This window comes from Nonomuraea sp. MTCD27 (assembly GCF_041950495.1).
Taxonomy (GTDB): Bacteria; Actinomycetota; Actinomycetes; order Streptosporangiales; family Streptosporangiaceae; genus Nonomuraea.
In genome coordinates, this window is the sequence record NZ_JBGNUW010000003.1 from 56,498 (window position 1) to 71,238 (window position 14,741).

Below are 14,741 nucleotides of genomic sequence, written 5' to 3' on the forward strand. Positions count from 1 at the left end.
GAGGCGCTGTCCGGGGCCGGGAGGTGGCCGGAGGGTGGACCCGCACGGGACGCCGGGTGACGGGCGAGTGGGTTCAGCCGGTGTTAACCCCCCGGTTCGTGCACCGTCAGGCGCGTCTGACCTGCTCATCACTGTCGGCGACGACCGTGGCCAGCCAGATCTGCCACCTGCGACAAGCTCGGAGACCTGACTGTGAAACGTATCCTGACCGCCCTGGCCATGATCGGCGCGCTCGCGGCGGCGGGCTGCTCCTCCGCCAGCGGCAGCACCGGTGACGGCGAGGTGCTCCGCTTCGCCGTCGTGCCGGTCGAGCAGAACATCGACCCCACGGCCGAGTACAAGGACATCATCGCGCTCGTCGAGAAGAACACCGGTAAGAAGGTGGAGTTCGTCCGCTCGACCGACTACAACGCGGTCATCGAGGGCATGGTGTCCGGCAAGCTGGACCTGGCCGAGTTCGGGCCGCTGTCGTACGTGCTGGCCAGGAGCAACGGCGCCAAGATCACCCCGATCGCGTCCATGGTCGAGAAGGGCGGCAAGCCCACCTACCAGAGCTACGGCATCGTGCCCGCGAACAGCCGGATCGCCGACATCAACGGGTTCAAGGGCGCCAAGGTGTGCTTCGTCGACCCGGGCTCCACCTCCGGATATCTCTTCCCGAGCCAGGGGCTGCTGGGCGCGGGCATCGACCCCAAGACGGGCGTGCGGCCCGTCATGGCGGGCGGGCACGACAACTCCGTGCTCTCGGTCGCCGACGGCAAGTGCGAGGCCGGCTTCGCCGAGAACGCCATGGTCGACCACATCCTCATCGAGAAGGGCAAGCTGAAGGCCGGTCAGGTGAAGGTGGTGTGGAAGTCCGAGCCGATCCCGATGTCGCCGGTGGCCATGCGCGACGGGCTGCCCGCCGACGTGAAGGACAAGCTCACCCAGACCTTTACCAAGGACGCCAACAAGGACAGGCTCGTGCAGCTCGGCATCTGCAAGGACGAAGCCTCCTGCCGGGTGACGGCCGACTCGTCCGTGTGGGGCTTCCAGGCGGTCACGGACGCGACCTTCGACCCGGTACGCGAGGTGTGCGCCGCCACCCACAACGAGAAGTGCTCCACGGCATGACGGCGGTCGTACGGACCGACGGGCTGGTCAAGGCGTTCGGCGAGGTGACCGCGTGCGCGGGGATCGACCTGACCGTGGACCGGGGCGAGATCGTCGCCCTGCTGGGCCCCTCGGGGTCGGGCAAGTCCACGCTGCTGCGCCACCTCAACGGGCTGACCAGGCCGGATTCGGGGCAGGTCGAGGTGCTGGGGGTCGACGTGGTCACCGCCAAGGGGGCCGCGCTGCGGGCCCTGCGGCGCCGGGTGGGCGTGGTCTTCCAGCAGTTCAACCTGGTCGGGCGGCTCACCGTCATGGAGAACGTGCTCAACGGCGCCCTCGGCCGCGTCCGCGGGCCCCGGTACGGCGTCGTCACCTGGCCCAGGTCCGTACGCGCGGAGGCGCTGGAGCACCTGGACCGGGTGGGCCTGGCGGACCGGGCCTACCAGCGGGCCGGGAGCCTGTCGGGCGGGCAGCAGCAGCGCGTGGCCATCGCGCGGGCGCTGCTGCAGCGGCCCGAGCTGATGCTCGCCGACGAGCCCGTGGCCTCGCTGGACCCGGAGACGGCCGCGTCCGTCATGGACCTGCTGGTACGCGTGTGCCGCGAGGACGGGCTCACCATGGTGTGCACGCTGCACCAGATCGAGCTGGCGCTGCAGTGGACGCGGCGGGTGGTGGGGCTGCGGCTGGGGGAGGTCCGGCTGGACGAGCCCACCGACCTGCTGGACGCGGTCCGCCTGCGCGGCCTGTACGTGTCCGACCCCGTGACGGTGCCATGACCGCCCGCACGGCTCCCGACCGCCCGGCCCCGGCCGGGGTTCGCGGCGTAGGCGGGTCCGCGAACTCGGGCGGCCCCGAGGGTGGCTCCGGGGGCGGTCTCGGGGGCGGCTCGCGGCGCCCTGGGCACGGTGGCGGGGGAGCGGCGAGCGGGGCCCGGGCGGCTCGGCCGCCGCGTAGCGCGCGGCGCGTGGCGGCGTGGGCGTTCCCGATCGTGTCCGTGGTGCTGGGCGTCGTCGCGCTCGACCACCTCGGCGTCGGTGTCGCCGGCCTGGTCGGCGGGTTCGGCGAGGTGGCCGCGCTGCTGGCCCGGGCCTGGCCGCCGACGCTCGCCGATCCCGCCACGACGTTCGCGCACGTGCTGGACACGCTCTGGATGGCCGTCGCCGGCACCGCGCTGGCCACGGTGCTGGCCGCCGTGCTGGGCGTACTGGCCGCCGCCCGGGGCGGTGCCGGGGGATCGTCCGCCTTCGCGAAGGCCGTCCGGCCGGTCGCGCTCGCCGTGATCGTCGCCTGCCGGGCCATCCCCGACGTGGTGTTCGCGGTCTTCTTCGTGGCCGCGGTCGGCATCGGCCCGCTGCCCGGCGTGCTGGCGCTCGGCCTGCACTCCGTGGGCATGCTGGGCAAGCTGTTCGCCGAGGCGGTCGAGCAGGCGGACGCGGGCGTGCGCGAGGCCGTGGCCGGCACCGGCGCCGGTCGTGTGCAGCGGCTCATGACGGGCGTGCTGCCGCAGGTGGCGCCCTCCTGGGTGGCGGCCATCCTGTACCGGCTGGACATCAACTTCCGCGGCTCCGTGCTGCTGGGCGCCGTCGGCGCGGGCGGCATCGGGCTGGACCTGAAGACCGCGTTCGGGTTCACCGACTACCGCGAGGCCACCGGGATCGCGCTGGTGACCGTGGCCGTGGTGCTGCTGGTCGAGGCGGTGTCGGTGGCGCTGCGCGGGCAGCTGCTGGGCGCGGGACGTACCGGGGCGATTCCCCCCGTACGCGGGACCCGGGTGCCGTGGACGCGCGGCCGGCTGGCCGCGCACCTGACCGGATGGGGCGGGCTGGTGCTCGCGGCGGTGGCGTTCTGGCAGGTCGGGGCGGGTCCGGCGGCGCTGGCCGACGCGGCCGGCGGCTCCGTGCGGGCGCTCGGCGAGTTCTTCCCGCCCGACTTCGCGCCCGTCTCCGGGCTGCTCGGCGAGGGGCTGCTGGAGACGGCCGCCATCGCGCTCGGCGCCACCTTCCTCGGCACGCTCGCCGGCGTCCCGCTCGGCCTGGCAGCCGCGCGCGCCGTCGCCCCCAACGACGGGGTACGCCTGACCGCCCGCGTCCTCCTCGTCGGTCTGCGCTCCATCCCGGACCTGCTGCTGGTGCTGGTGTTCGTGGCGGCGTTCGGGCTCATGGACGGGCCGGTCGCCGGGACCCTGGCGCTGGCCGTCTTCACCGCCGCCCTGGTCGCCAAGCTCGTCGCCGACGACGCCGAGGAGCTGCGCCGGGGGCCGCGCGAGGCCGTGCTGTCCGCCGGGGCCGGCCCCGTGCAGGAGCTCACCGTGGCCGTGCTCGGCCAGCTCACGCCCCGCCTGGCCGCCACCACTCTCTACGCGCTCGACGTCAACCTGCGGGCCTTCTTCATCCTCGGCATCGTGGGCGCGGGTGAGCTCGGCTACGCGCTGAGCCAGCACATCAGGGCGCTCGATCACGATGTCGTCACCGCGATCGTGCTGCCGGTGTTCGTGCTGGTCCTGGCCGTGGAGGCGGTCTCGGCCCGGCTCAGATCCGTCCTGCGTTGATGACCTGCCCGCTCCTGCGGCGTCGTCCGCCGTTCACCTCCCGGTCAGGGGCGGCGCCGAGGCTGCTTGTCATGACAAGCACGCAGCGCTACCTGGAGATGGCCGACATCCTGGAGGCGGAGCTGGCCCACGTACCCGTGGGCGCGCAGGTGCCGAGCGAGCACGTGCTGGCCGACCGCTTCCACGTCAGCAGGCCCGCCGCCCGCGCGGCCCTGCAGGAGCTGGAGCGGCGGCTGCTGGTGCGGCGCGTCCAGGGGGTCGGCACCTTCAGGCGCGGGCGGGTGGAGTACGTGATCTCCGCGCACTTCCCGCCCTCGTTCAGCGAGACCGTGCGGATGGCGGGCGCCGAGCCGGGGTCCCGGCTGGTGAGCTGCGGGGTCCGGCGCGCGGTCGAGCAGGAACGCTCCAGGCTCGGCCTGGCCGGCGGGGCGGCCGTGTGGACGGTCGAGCGGGTGTTCAGCGTGAACGGCGAGGTCGCCGCGTACGCCACCAGCGTCCTGCCCCGGCGCCCCCTGCTGAACCTGGACAGGGAGCTCGGCGACGAGGTCTCCCTGCACAAGGTCCTGCGCCGCCGCTACGGGCTCACCGTCGTCCGCGCCCGCTACCGCATCAGCCTCGACGTGCCCCCGCAGAGCATCGCCGAGCACCTGACCGGGGGCAGCCGGGGGCCCGTCTGGCTGGCCGAGAGCGTGAACCGCGCCGTCGGCGGCCCGTACGTCGAGTACGCCCGCACCTACCTGCGGCCCGACGTCCTCGACGTCACCTTCGAGATCGAAGAGGAAACGCATTGACCGACGTGATGACCGACCCGATGAGCAGGGAGGAACGCGCCGGGCTGCTCGCCGCCGCGACTCCCGGCGAACTGCTGCCCCTCGCCGAGCGCCTGCTCCAGGGCGGCGACCTGGGCGAGCCGACCGTGCTGCACCCGCCCGAGGTCGGCATGGTGATGCTGACCGTGCGCGAGCCGGTGGCCGAGGAGCGCTTCCACCTGGGGGAGGTGCTGGTCACCTCGTGCACCGTCGAGGTGGCGGGGGCGGCGGGCTGGTGCATGCGCGGCGGTGACGACCGCGTGGCCGCCCTGGCCGCCGCCCTCCTGGACGCCGCCGCGGCGGCCGGGCTGCCCGCGGCCGGGGACGTGCACGCGCTGTGCGCGGCCGTCGCCGAGCGCCGGGCCAGGGAGGACGCGGCCGAGTGGGCCGAGGTGTCCATGACCCGCGTGGCCTTCGAGGAGCTGACATGACCAGCACCGCCGTACAGGGGATCGGCGTCCACGTCCGGGCGGTGACGCCGACGGCGGCGCGGGCGCAGGCCGACTTCCGCGCGCTGCTGAACGTGCTGTCCCGGCCGGGCGTCCTGGACGTCGTCGGACGTACGGACGGGCCCGCGGCGCTGGCCGTGGCCGCCGGGCTGGCCGACGTCGAGGTGCCCACGGCCGTACTGGCCGCTCCGGGCGCGGAGCACTGGGCGAGGGTCCTGCACCTGGCCACCTCGGCGCCGCCCGCCGCGCCGGCGGAGGCCCGCATGGTGGTCGCGCTGCGCCCGCCGACGGCCGAAGAGATCGCGGCCCTGCCCCGGGGCGACGCCCTGCACCCCGAGCGCGGCACCCGCCTGATCGTCGCGGTCACCGGCCTGTCGTCGCAGGAGGCCGGGGAACGGAACGTTCCCGGCCCGCAGGTCCCCGGCCCGCAGGTCCCGGGCGCGGAGGGGCCCGGGGTCGTGCTGGTACTCAGCGGGCCCGGGGTGCCGGGGACGCGGCGGCTGCGGGTCACGGGGCTCGCCCGGGAGGTCTTCGCCGCCCTGGCCGCGGCCAACGCCGGCTTCCCCGCGGGCGTCGACACGTTCCTCGTCGCCGCCGACGGGACCGTCGCCGGGCTGCCGCGCAGCACCCGCATCGAGATCGAGAACGGAGAGCACTGAATGGGGTACTCAGGTGCCAGCGGCGGCCACGAGGCCATCCTGGCGGCCGAGAAGCTCGTCGAACGCCACAGGTACGGCGGGCCCAGCGCCTGGCTCGGCATCGACCAGATCACCGGCCGGCTGCGGCCGGCCGTGGACCGCATCATGGGGGAGGGCGGCCTGTGGGCGCCGGAGCTGGCGGCCAGGGCGCTGCGCCAGTCCGAGGGCGACGTGCAGGAGGCGGCGCAGCTGATCCGGGCACACCGCTCGACGCTGCCCCGGGTGGCCTACTCGGAGCCGGTGCACGCCGACGAGCTGCGGGTCTCCCGCCGCATCTCGCCCGCCTTCCGCAACCCGCCCGGCAGCCAGCTCCTCGGCCGCACGCTCGACTACGTGGGCCGGCTGCTCGACCTCATGCCGGAGGAGCAGGCCAGGGCCCGCGTCGAGGAGCTCCAGGAGCCCGCCGCCCCCGACGGCCACGAGCACGGCCATGAGCGCGGCCACGACGGTACGGACCCCCGGCGCCCGCCGCGCCTGCTCGGCCTGCTCCGCTCGATGGGCCTGCTGGTCGACAGGAGCACCGAGGGTGACCCCGAGCCGTACGACATCACCCGCTCCCCCGTACGCCCCGGAATCCCGCGCTCGGCCCGCCTGACCGCGATGGCCAGGGCCGAGACCGGCGCGCTGGTCCACCTCTGGTACTCCAGCACCTTCCAGCCCGGCCGGCACAACCACGAGTTCCCCGGCGAGGTACGCCACGGCACCCTGCCCGTCAGGGTCCGCCACCCGCTCACCGGCGACCCGGTCACGGTGGCCGAGGTACGGGTCACCGAGGTCGAGACGATCGACGACCTGGACCGCGCCGAGGAGGACCGCAGCCGCCTGGACATGGGCTACGGCATGTGCTTCGGCCACAACGAGCGCAAGGCCATCGCCATGGCCGGGCTCGACCTGCTGGTCCACCGCGACGGCGGCCGGACGAGCCTGGAGCAGGAGGTGCTGCTGACCCTCGACGGCATCGAGGCGTCCGGCTTCCTGGAGCACCTCAAGCTGCCCCACTACGTGGACTTCCGCTCGGTGCTCGACCGCAAGCGCGCGGTGCGCGCGGCCATGGAGGAGGCCCGATGAGGACGATCACCGACCTGGCCGGGGACGGCGGCCCCCGAGGCATCTTCGACGAGCTGTCCAAGCGCGAGGTGCGCAGGGCCGCGCTCACCGCCGTGGCCGTGCCGGGCTACCAGGTGCCGTTCGGCTCGCGCGAGATGCCGGTCGCCCGGGGTTGGGGCTCTGGCGGGCTGCAGGTCACGCTGGCCCTCGTCGGCCAGGACGACCGGCTCAAGGTCATCGACCAGGGCGAGGACGGCGGCGTGAACGCCTCCAACCTGCGCCGCCTGGTCGTCGGCCACGTCGGCTGCGAGGAGGAGACCGACACCGGGAAGGCCAGCCTGATCCAGTCCAGGCACCGCATCCCCGAGACGCCGCTCCGCGCCGACCAGGTTCTCGTGCTGCAGGTGCCGGTGCCCGAGCCGCTGCGCGCGGTAGAGCACGACGTGCGCGAGCAGCGCAGGATGCACGCCGAGGCCGACTACTCGCGCATGTGGGTCGGCCTGTACGAGGACATCGTGCGCAACGGCGTCGTCACCAAGACGGCCGGCTACCCCTGCACGGTCAACGGCCGGTACCTGATCTCGCCCACGCCGATCCCCAGGTTCGACGTGCCGAAGCTGGACCGGGCCGAGCACCTGACGCTGTTCGGGGCCGGGCGGGAGAAGCGGATCTACGCGGTGCCGCCGCACACGCGGGTGGAGCCGCTGGTGTTCGACGACATCCCGTTCGAGGTCGAGCACACGCCGGGCGCCGGCTGCCGGCACTGCGGCTCCGAGGGGTCGTACCTGGTGGAGGTGCCGTCCGTGGACGGCTCCGTGGCCTGGGTGTGCAGCGACACGGACTTCTGCGCGCGGAACAGGGAGATGGAGCGATGAGCTGGGCGTTGAAGGTGGAGGGGCTCGGCAGGGTGTACGGCGAACAGGGGCCGCGGTCCCTGCCCGGCACCGGGCCCGAGCACGGCACCTCGGTCTCGCCCGCGACCGGCGCCGTGGTGGCCGCCTGGGACGTCGGCTTCGAGGTGGAGCCGGGGGAGGCGCTGGGCATCGTCGGCGAGTCGGGCTCGGGCAAGTCGACGGTCATGCGCTGCGTGGCCGGCGACGAGCGGCCCAGCCGGGGCAGCGCGTACCTGCGCGGCTACGACGACGGGGCGACCGACGTGCTGGCGCTCGACGACAGCGCCCGGCGGCGGCTGCGCATCGACCGCGTCGCCGTCGTCTACCAGGACCCGGCCTACGGGCTCGACCTGGACACGAGCGCGGGCGGCAACATCGCCGAGCGGCTGACCGCCGCCGGCGGCCGGCACTTCGGCCGCATCCGGGAGCGGGCCGCCGAGCTGCTGGAGCTGACCGAGGTGCCGCTGTCCCGCATGGACGACCCCGTACGCACGTTCTCCGGCGGCATGCGCCAGCGCGTGCAGATCGCCAAGGCGCTGGCCAACCGCCCGCCCGTGCTGCTGCTCGACGAGCCGACCACGGGCCTGGACGCCTCGGTCGCGGCCGGCGTGCTCGACCTGCTGAGGAACCTGCTCGAACGGCTCGGCGTCGCCGCCGTGGTCGTCTCCCACGATTTCGGCGTCATCGAGATGCTGACCAGGAGGGTGATGGTGATGCAACACGGCCGCGTGGTGGAGACGGGCCTGACCGACCAGCTGCTGGAGGATCCGCAGCACCCGTACAGCCAGCGGCTGGTGGCGGCGGCGCGCGGATGAACGTCCTGCGGATCAGGGGACTGGTCAAGTCGTTCACCCTGCACACGATCGACGGCCGCACGGTGGGCGCGCTGCGCGGCGTGGACCTGGACGTGGCCCGCGGCGAGCACGTCGCGCTGGCCGGCTCGTCCGGTGCCGGCAAGTCGTCGCTGCTGCGCTGCGTCTACCGCACGTACGTGCCGACGGCCGGGCACATCCTGCTGCGCACCTCCGCCGGCGCCACGGTGGACCTCGCCGCCCTGCCCGACGCCCAGGTCGCCGAACTTCGGGGCCGGGAGCTGGGGTACGTCTCCCAGTTCCTGCGCGCCGAGCCGCGCCGGGCCGTGCTCGACGTGGTGGCACGCGCCGGGGCCGCCCGCGGCCTCGACGCGGACGCCTCCCGGGACGCCGCCGCGGCCGCCCTGCGCCGGCTGGGCATCGACGAGCGGCTCTGGGCCATGCACACCACCGTCCTGTCCGGCGGCCAGAAGCAGCGCGTGAACCTGGCCGCCGGCACCATCTCGCCCCCCAGGCTGCTGCTGCTCGACGAGCCGGTCTCCGCGCTCGACCCGGTCAACCGGGAGGCGGTGCTGTCCATGATCGCCGACCTGACCGGCGCGGGCGTGGCCGTGCTGTCGGTCTTCCACGACCTCGACGCCATCGAGCGGCTGGCCACCCGGGTCGTGGTGCTCGCGGACGGCCGCGTGGCCGCCGAGGGGCCGCCCGCCGCCGTACTGCGTGATTCCGAACCGAACCTGGAGGTGGCCCGATGAGAGTGCTGGCCCATGCGAAGGCCGTGCTGCCCGACCGCGTCATCGACGACGCGCTCGTCGTCGTCGAGCACGGACTGATCACCCACGTCGGCCCCGCCCGGCCGGGCGCGGTGCCCGCCGAGGCCGTGGACCTGCGGGGCGCGCTGCTGCTGCCCGGCATCGTGGACACCCACTCCGACGGGCTGGAGACCGAGCTGCGGCCCAGGCCGGGGGCGGAGTTCGAGGTCGGGTTCGGGGTGTCCAGCTTCGAGGGGCGGGTGCGCGCCGCCGGGGTGACCACGGTGTTCCACGGGGTCGCGTTCGAGTCGCACAACCGCAAGGGGCGGACCGTCGACCGGGCGCGCCGGCTCGACGCCGCCATCCGCGAGCGCGCCGCCTCCGGGCACGCGCTGGTCGACCACCACATCCTCTACCGGCTCGACGCCCGCGACCCCGAGGGCCTGGCGGCCCTCGAAACCTGCCTGTCCGGTACGCCCGCCCTGTCCGGTACGCCCGCTCCGCCGCTGGTCTCCTTCGAGGACCACACGCCGGGGCAGGGCCAGTACCGGGACTCGGCGGTGTACCGGCGCTGGCTGGAGGGCACCGAGGGCATCTCGTCCGAGGAGGCCCAGCGGCGGGTGGAGACGCTGGTCGCCGAGCGCGACTCGCGGATCGGGCACCGGCAGATCGCGCTCGGGCGGCTGGCGGAGCACGCGGCGCTGGGGCGGGCGCGGCTGCTCGCGCACGACCCGGTGACGCCCGAGGAGATCGACGTGGCGGTGGCCAACGGGGTCGCGGTCGCGGAGTTCCCGACCACCCTGGCGGCCGCCAGGGCGGCCCGCGAGCGCGGCCTGCGCGTGGTGGCCGGGGCGCCGAACGTGCTGCGCGGCGGCTCCCATTCCGGGAACGTGGCGGCGGCCGAACTCGTGGCGGCCGGGCTGGTGGACGGCCTGTCCAGCGACTACCTGCCCTCCGCCCCGCTGGCCGCCTCCCTGCTGCTGGCCTCCCAGGGCGTCGCGTCACTGCCCGCGGCCGTGGCGCTGGTCACCTCCGGCCCCGCCTCCGTCGCCGGGCTGGCGGACCGGGGCGGGCTGGTCGAGGGGCAGCGCGGCGACCTGGCCGTGGTGACCGTGGACCGGGGGTGGCCGACCGTGCGGATGACCGTCACAGCGAGTGATCGTGTGCTGCCGGCGGGGGTAGGACGGTGACGGGGACACCTCTGGGAGAGGGGACGGCGATGCCGGTCGCTGACGACGCCGGAGGGGCGGGTTCGGTGCCTTCGGGGCGGGGCTGGAGTGCCGGGGTGCCGGGGGAGGCGCATCCGGCGCTCGCCGCCGCCGCGTCCGCCGCGCTGGAGGCGTACACCGCCGCCACCGCCGAGCACGACCGCGCCACCCTGGCCGCCGTCGTGGCGGACGGCGCCGACGGCACCCCCACCATGCGCATCGACGTGCTCGTCGAGAACGCCATCCTGGCCGCCCTGGCCCGGCACCCGGTCAACGTCCTGACCGAGGAGACCGGCTGGGTGGACCACGGCTCGGCGCTGACCCTGGTCATGGACCCGGTGGACGGCTCCGCGAACGCCGCCGCCGGCGTGCCCCTGGCCGCGTTCTCGGCGGCGGTGGCCGAGGACGGCGTCTTCACCGAGGCGCTGACCGTCTGGCTGGACACCGGGCGCAGCTGGTGGGCGAAGGCCGGCGTGCCGTCGCCGCTGCGCACGACCGGCCGGACGGAGCTGGCCGGCGCCGCCGTCTCCCTCCTCCGGCCCCACCCGGCCAACCCGGGGGCCGCGGCGGCGTGGTGGGAGGTGGCCCGGCGGGCGGCCCGCGTCCGGATCCTGTCCACGAGCTGCCTGGAGGGCGCCCTCGTGGCCCAGGGCGCGACGGACGCCTTCGCCGACGCCGCCACCGACACGCACCGGCTGGTGGACATCGCGGCCTCGGTCGTGCTGGCGGAGGCGGCCGGCGGGGCGGTCAGGGACGTGTTCGGGCGGCCGATCGGCCTGGACACCGACCTGACCAGGCGCTGGAGCGGCGTCGTGGCGGCCACCCCGGACCTGGCGGACGAGCTGGCCGCGGTCCTCCACGACGCCTACCAGGCCGGACGTGCCTAGGACGGCTCCTCGTGACCCGTGAGTCTCGCGGCCACCCGGAAGTCGATGCGGATGTCGCGGTAGGTGACGCCTGCCTCCACCCGCTCGGGCAGGTTCGTATGGTCGCTGCCCCAGGCGCACTCGCCGGCGGGCTCCGCCTCCGCCCGCACGGTCACCTCCGGGGGCGTGCGGAACCGCAGCTCCCTGGCCGTGGCGGAGGCGCTGATCTCGACGTCCGGGTCGCGCGGGTGCTCCGGTCTGGCCATGGTGCTCCTCACTCGTCCTTGTGGCGGATGATGTGCCCGGCGGTGTCGGTGACGTGGCCGAGCAGGTCGCGGCCCGCGCGGAGGGACTTGCGGGCCAGGGCGGTGGCCAGCTCGGACGTGCTCAGGTGGTCCGCATGTTCGTCCGGCTGCTCGTCCGGCTGCTCGCCTGGCCGCTCGTCCGGCTCCCGGTCCTGGGGCTCGCCGTCTTGCGGTTCGACGTCCTGCGGTCCGACGTTGTGGGTTTCGCCGACGTGCTGGGGCGCGGGGCGTGGCGGGGCGCCGTTGGCGGCGGCGGCGGGCACGCCGTAGGCATCGGCGCCGGCCCGCTGCACGAACGGCCCGGCGGCCGACCCGACGCCCTGGACGGCTCCCGTGGCCACGTCCTGGACGGCGCCCGTGCCGACGTCCCGCACGGCGCCCGTGGCGTCCTGGACGACGCCACCGACCGCCGGGCCGACATCGCGCACGACGTCACCGGCACCGGCGCCCACGTCCCGGACCGCGCCCCCGGCTCCCGCGCCGACGTCCCGTACGGCGTTCGCGGCGCCGGCGCCGACGTCGCGGACCGCGTACGCGGCCCCCGTGCCGACGTCGCGGACCGCGTGCCCGGCTCCCGCGCCCACGTCCCGGACCGCGTATCCCGCACCGGTCCCGAGGTCCTGGACGGCCGTCCCGAGGCCCCGCGTGATGTGCTCCAGGATCTGCGGGTTGTCGTCGATCGTCTTCAGCACCCGGTCGATGATGCGCGCCACGTTGTCCAGCCGCACCTTCAGCAGCGCCTGCGCCTCCACGCCCTTGATCCCGAGCTCGACGCTCCCCAGCAGCACGTCGGCACCCACGTTCAGCCTGAGCAGATCGAGCACCTCGGCCTGCAGCGACACCTTCGCCCGCAGGTCGCGCACGGTCAGGTCGATCTCCTCGACCCTGACCACGGGAACGTCCAGGTAGACGTCCGGATCGGTGGCCTCCCTCGAGGCGTCGCCGTCGCCGCTCCCGGACATGGTCTTCTCCTTGAGCCGCCCCGAGTCGTACAGCCGGGTGGCTACCCACCGCGTACCGGGCTCAGCCCGCGCCAGGCGGAGACGTGACCCCCTCTTGGCAGGGTCCTGAAGTCAGCGGGGCGGGAGCTCGCCGGATCCCCTTGGCACCAGCTCCACCGGCACCTTCACCCGCCGCGCCGCCGGCGACGGGTTCAGCAGCAGGTCCACCGCGCTGCGCGCCAGGCGGGAGGTGTCGTAGCGGACCACCGTCACCCCCGGGTTGAACACGTCGGCCAGGGCGAAGTCGTCGAAGCTCACGTACGCGGGCCGCTCCGGCCGCTCCCGGAGCGCCTGAAGGATGCCGATGGCGGCGCGGTTGTTGGTGGCGAAGAACGCCGTGGGCGGCGCCGGCAGGTCCAGCAGCCGGGTGACCTCGTACGAGACCTGTCCCGGGTCGAACACCCCCCGCACCACCAGCGCCTCGTCGGCCGGCACCCCGGCCGCGGCCAGCGCCGTACGGTAGCCGGTGGCCCGGTCGTGCACCGAGCTCAGCCCGTCGTCGTCGGAGATCAGCGCGATCCGGCGGTGGCCGCGGGCGAGCAGGTGCTCGGTCGCGGTCCTGGCGCCCCACACGTCGTCGAGCAGGACGACGTCGGCCGCCTCCAGGCCGAGCGGCACGCGGTCCACGAACACCGTGGTGAGGCCGGGGTGCTCGGCCAGCCAGGAGTGGTCGGCCGCCGACGGGACGACGATCAGGGAGTCGACGCCGCGCGCGTACATGGACTCGATGAGCATGCGCTCCTTCGCCGCGCTCTCCTCGTACGAGCCGAACACCACCAGCGCCTCGTGGTGCGCCGCGGCGGCCTCCACGGCGGCGGCCAGGCGCGAGTAGAACTCGTTGGAGATGTTCTCCATCACGAGCCCGAGCGTCAGCATGGTGGCGCCCCGGGCCAGCCGGGCGGCGGCCTCGTTGCGGCGGTAGCCGAGCGCGCTGATCGCCGCCTGCACCCGCTGCTGCAGCGAGGCCCTCACGTGCGGCTCCTGGTTGACGACCCGGGAGACGGTCTTGAGGCTCACGCCCGCCTGCCGGGCCACGTCCGCCATGGTCGGCCTGCGAGGTGTCATATTGTGCCCCCATGGATGACGATTGGATCTGTGGCCGGTTGGGTGAGGACGAGCCTTGGGCCCTGGGCGCGGTCAACCCGCCGGTGTTCGAGAACTCGCTGTTCACGTTCGCGACGGCGGAGGAGCTGGGCGAGGCCATCAGGAACGAGGACGAGCGGTACGTCTACTGGCGGGGGACCAACCCGACGGTCGATCTCGCCCAGCGTAAGCTGGCCGCCCTTGAGCGGGGAGAGCGAGCCAAGTGTTTCGGCTCGGGGATGGGCGCGATCTCGGCGACCATCTCGTCGCTGGTGTCGGCCGGCGACCACGTGCTGGTGCTGGGCGCGGTCTACGGGCCGACCACCCAGTTCCTGCGCTATCTGGAGAAGTTCGGGGTCACGCATACGCATGTCGACGACCTCGCGGGATGTGACAGCGCTATCAGGGCGAGCACCCGCCTACTCTACTTCGAGTCCCCGTCCTACATGGCCTACCGCGTGGTCGACATCACCGAGGTGACCGGGTGGGCGCGGGAGCGGGGACTGGTGACGGTGATGGACAACACGTGGTCCACGCCGCTGTTCCAGAAGCCGCTGACGATGGGGGTGGACCTCGTCGTGCACTCGTTGTCGAAGTACATCGGCGGGCACAGCGACCTGGTGGGCGGGGTGGTCGTGGGCCCGGCGCGGCTGGTCCGGCCGCTGGCGCTGAAGGAGTACCAGCTTTACGGGGCCGCCATGTCGCCGCACGACGCGGCCAAGGTGATCAAGGGGCTGCGCACGCTGCCCGTGCGGATGGCGGCGCACCAGGAGCGGGGGCTGGCGGTGGCGGCCTTCCTGGAGGATCACCCGGCCGTGCGGGAGGTGAACCATCCGGGGTTGCCGTCGCATCCGGGGCACGCGATCGCGGTGCGGCAGATGTCCGGGTTCTCCAGCCTGTTCAGCCTCGTGCTCGACACGGAGTCGCGGGAGGAGGTGGCGGCCTTCCTCGACAAGTTGCGACATTTCAGGATTGGGGTGTCTTGGGGTGGGTTCGAGAGCCTGGTGAACGCGCCCGCGCTGTCCACCGAGGAGAGCGTGCGGGCCACCATGGGCATCCCGGTCGGCCTCGTCCGCCTCTCCGTCGGACTGGAGCCCGCGGACACCCTGATCAAGGATCTCGGTCTGGCGCTGGAGGGGCTGACCGCCTAGCGTGATTGACAGCGCTGTCTGACCCTC

The 14,741-nt window shown here is 74.2% G+C and carries 16 protein-coding genes; 13 read left to right on the forward strand and 3 right to left on the reverse strand.

From position 1 onward, the window contains the following. Positions 1-192 precede the first annotated feature (192 nt). The 12 genes from ACBJ59_RS08395 (at position 193) to ACBJ59_RS08450 (ending at position 11,195) form a co-directional block, all read left to right on the forward strand. Positions 193-1,113 carry a phosphate/phosphite/phosphonate ABC transporter substrate-binding protein gene (locus ACBJ59_RS08395; RefSeq protein WP_375109580.1) on the forward strand — a complete coding sequence of 307 codons (921 nt, stop codon included), beginning with the start codon at positions 193-195 and terminating at the stop codon, positions 1,111-1,113. Beyond that, on the forward strand, positions 1,110-1,868 hold the full coding sequence (phnC, locus tag ACBJ59_RS08400) for a phosphonate ABC transporter ATP-binding protein (RefSeq protein WP_375109581.1): 759 nt from the start codon (positions 1,110-1,112) through the stop codon (positions 1,866-1,868). The genes ACBJ59_RS08395 and phnC overlap by 4 nt, the downstream gene beginning before the upstream one ends. Before the next feature lie 188 nt (positions 1,869-2,056). Further along, positions 2,057-3,640, forward strand: coding sequence for a PhnE/PtxC family ABC transporter permease (locus ACBJ59_RS08405; protein WP_375109582.1), 1,584 nt, complete (start codon positions 2,057-2,059; stop codon positions 3,638-3,640). Positions 3,641-3,711: 71 nt separating this feature from the next. Beyond that, complete coding sequence (locus ACBJ59_RS08410) at positions 3,712-4,431, forward strand: GntR family transcriptional regulator (RefSeq protein ID WP_375109583.1); 720 nt, start codon at positions 3,712-3,714, stop codon at positions 4,429-4,431. Between the two features lie 5 nt (positions 4,432-4,436). Next, positions 4,437-4,880, forward strand: a complete 444-nt coding sequence (gene phnG / locus ACBJ59_RS08415) for a phosphonate C-P lyase system protein PhnG (protein ID WP_375110210.1) — start codon at positions 4,437-4,439, stop codon at positions 4,878-4,880. Next, positions 4,877-5,557: a phosphonate C-P lyase system protein PhnH gene (gene phnH, locus ACBJ59_RS08420; RefSeq protein WP_375109584.1), complete on the forward strand. Its 681-nt coding sequence runs from the start codon at positions 4,877-4,879 to the stop codon at positions 5,555-5,557. The genes phnG and phnH overlap by 4 nt, the downstream gene beginning before the upstream one ends. After that, positions 5,558-6,664, forward strand: a complete 1,107-nt coding sequence (locus ACBJ59_RS08425) for a carbon-phosphorus lyase complex subunit PhnI (RefSeq protein ID WP_375109585.1) — start codon at positions 5,558-5,560, stop codon at positions 6,662-6,664. It abuts the gene before it with no gap. Further along, positions 6,661-7,518: an alpha-D-ribose 1-methylphosphonate 5-phosphate C-P-lyase PhnJ gene (locus ACBJ59_RS08430; RefSeq protein ID WP_375109586.1), complete on the forward strand. Its 858-nt coding sequence runs from the start codon at positions 6,661-6,663 to the stop codon at positions 7,516-7,518. The genes ACBJ59_RS08425 and ACBJ59_RS08430 overlap by 4 nt, the downstream gene beginning before the upstream one ends. Next, positions 7,515-8,351 (forward strand): ATP-binding cassette domain-containing protein, encoded by an 837-nt coding sequence (locus ACBJ59_RS08435; protein WP_375109587.1) that lies wholly within the window; start codon positions 7,515-7,517, stop codon positions 8,349-8,351. The genes ACBJ59_RS08430 and ACBJ59_RS08435 overlap by 4 nt, the downstream gene beginning before the upstream one ends. After that, positions 8,348-9,103 (forward strand): ATP-binding cassette domain-containing protein, encoded by a 756-nt coding sequence (locus tag ACBJ59_RS08440; protein ID WP_375109588.1) that lies wholly within the window; start codon positions 8,348-8,350, stop codon positions 9,101-9,103. Before ACBJ59_RS08435 ends, ACBJ59_RS08440 begins: the two co-directional genes overlap by 4 nt. Further along, positions 9,100-10,290, forward strand: coding sequence for an alpha-D-ribose 1-methylphosphonate 5-triphosphate diphosphatase (locus ACBJ59_RS08445; RefSeq protein ID WP_375109589.1), 1,191 nt, complete (start codon positions 9,100-9,102; stop codon positions 10,288-10,290). The genes ACBJ59_RS08440 and ACBJ59_RS08445 overlap by 4 nt, the downstream gene beginning before the upstream one ends. Before the next feature lie 29 nt (positions 10,291-10,319). Beyond that, positions 10,320-11,195, forward strand: a complete 876-nt coding sequence (locus tag ACBJ59_RS08450) for an inositol monophosphatase family protein (protein WP_375109590.1) — start codon at positions 10,320-10,322, stop codon at positions 11,193-11,195. Here the strand turns inward: ACBJ59_RS08450 and ACBJ59_RS08455 are convergent. From ACBJ59_RS08455 to ACBJ59_RS08465, 3 genes are all read right to left on the reverse strand, one after another. Continuing rightward, a complete protein-coding gene (locus tag ACBJ59_RS08455) occupies positions 11,192-11,440 on the reverse strand; it encodes a hypothetical protein (protein WP_375109591.1) in 249 nt (82 codons plus the stop codon). The genes ACBJ59_RS08450 and ACBJ59_RS08455 overlap by 4 nt on opposite strands. Positions 11,441-11,448: 8 nt before the next feature. Next, positions 11,449-12,441 (reverse strand): hypothetical protein, encoded by a 993-nt coding sequence (locus tag ACBJ59_RS08460; RefSeq protein WP_375109592.1) that lies wholly within the window; start codon positions 12,439-12,441, stop codon positions 11,449-11,451. Between the two features lie 111 nt (positions 12,442-12,552). Next, positions 12,553-13,545, reverse strand: a complete 993-nt coding sequence (locus ACBJ59_RS08465) for a LacI family DNA-binding transcriptional regulator (protein ID WP_375109593.1) — start codon at positions 13,543-13,545, stop codon at positions 12,553-12,555. An 11-nt stretch (positions 13,546-13,556) separates the two neighbouring features. Between ACBJ59_RS08465 and ACBJ59_RS08470 the strand changes: the two genes are divergently transcribed. Next, on the forward strand, positions 13,557-14,714 hold the full coding sequence (locus ACBJ59_RS08470) for a trans-sulfuration enzyme family protein (protein WP_375109594.1): 1,158 nt from the start codon (positions 13,557-13,559) through the stop codon (positions 14,712-14,714). Positions 14,715-14,741 lie beyond the last annotated feature (27 nt).

Excerpts from the sequence above, each read along its gene's own strand:
- ACBJ59_RS08410 (WP_375109583.1), top strand. The coding sequence starts at position 3,712 with ATGACAAGCACGCAGCGCTACCTGGAGATGGCCGACATCCTGGAGGCG.
- ACBJ59_RS08450 (WP_375109590.1), top strand. The coding sequence starts at position 10,320 with ATGCCGGTCGCTGACGACGCCGGAGGGGCGGGTTCGGTGCCTTCGGGG.
- ACBJ59_RS08460 (WP_375109592.1), bottom strand. The coding sequence starts at position 12,441 with ATGTCCGGGAGCGGCGACGGCGACGCCTCGAGGGAGGCCACCGATCCG.
- phnH (WP_375109584.1), top strand. The coding sequence starts at position 4,877 with ATGACCAGCACCGCCGTACAGGGGATCGGCGTCCACGTCCGGGCGGTG.
- ACBJ59_RS08470 (WP_375109594.1), top strand. The coding sequence starts at position 13,557 with ATGGATGACGATTGGATCTGTGGCCGGTTGGGTGAGGACGAGCCTTGG.
- ACBJ59_RS08465 (WP_375109593.1), bottom strand. The coding sequence starts at position 13,545 with ATGACACCTCGCAGGCCGACCATGGCGGACGTGGCCCGGCAGGCGGGC.
- ACBJ59_RS08455 (WP_375109591.1), bottom strand. The coding sequence starts at position 11,440 with ATGGCCAGACCGGAGCACCCGCGCGACCCGGACGTCGAGATCAGCGCC.
- ACBJ59_RS08445 (WP_375109589.1), top strand. The coding sequence starts at position 9,100 with ATGAGAGTGCTGGCCCATGCGAAGGCCGTGCTGCCCGACCGCGTCATC.
- phnC (WP_375109581.1), top strand. The coding sequence starts at position 1,110 with ATGACGGCGGTCGTACGGACCGACGGGCTGGTCAAGGCGTTCGGCGAG.
- ACBJ59_RS08440 (WP_375109588.1), top strand. The coding sequence starts at position 8,348 with ATGAACGTCCTGCGGATCAGGGGACTGGTCAAGTCGTTCACCCTGCAC.
- ACBJ59_RS08425 (WP_375109585.1), top strand. The coding sequence starts at position 5,558 with ATGGGGTACTCAGGTGCCAGCGGCGGCCACGAGGCCATCCTGGCGGCC.
- ACBJ59_RS08430 (WP_375109586.1), top strand. The coding sequence starts at position 6,661 with ATGAGGACGATCACCGACCTGGCCGGGGACGGCGGCCCCCGAGGCATC.
- ACBJ59_RS08435 (WP_375109587.1), top strand. The coding sequence starts at position 7,515 with ATGAGCTGGGCGTTGAAGGTGGAGGGGCTCGGCAGGGTGTACGGCGAA.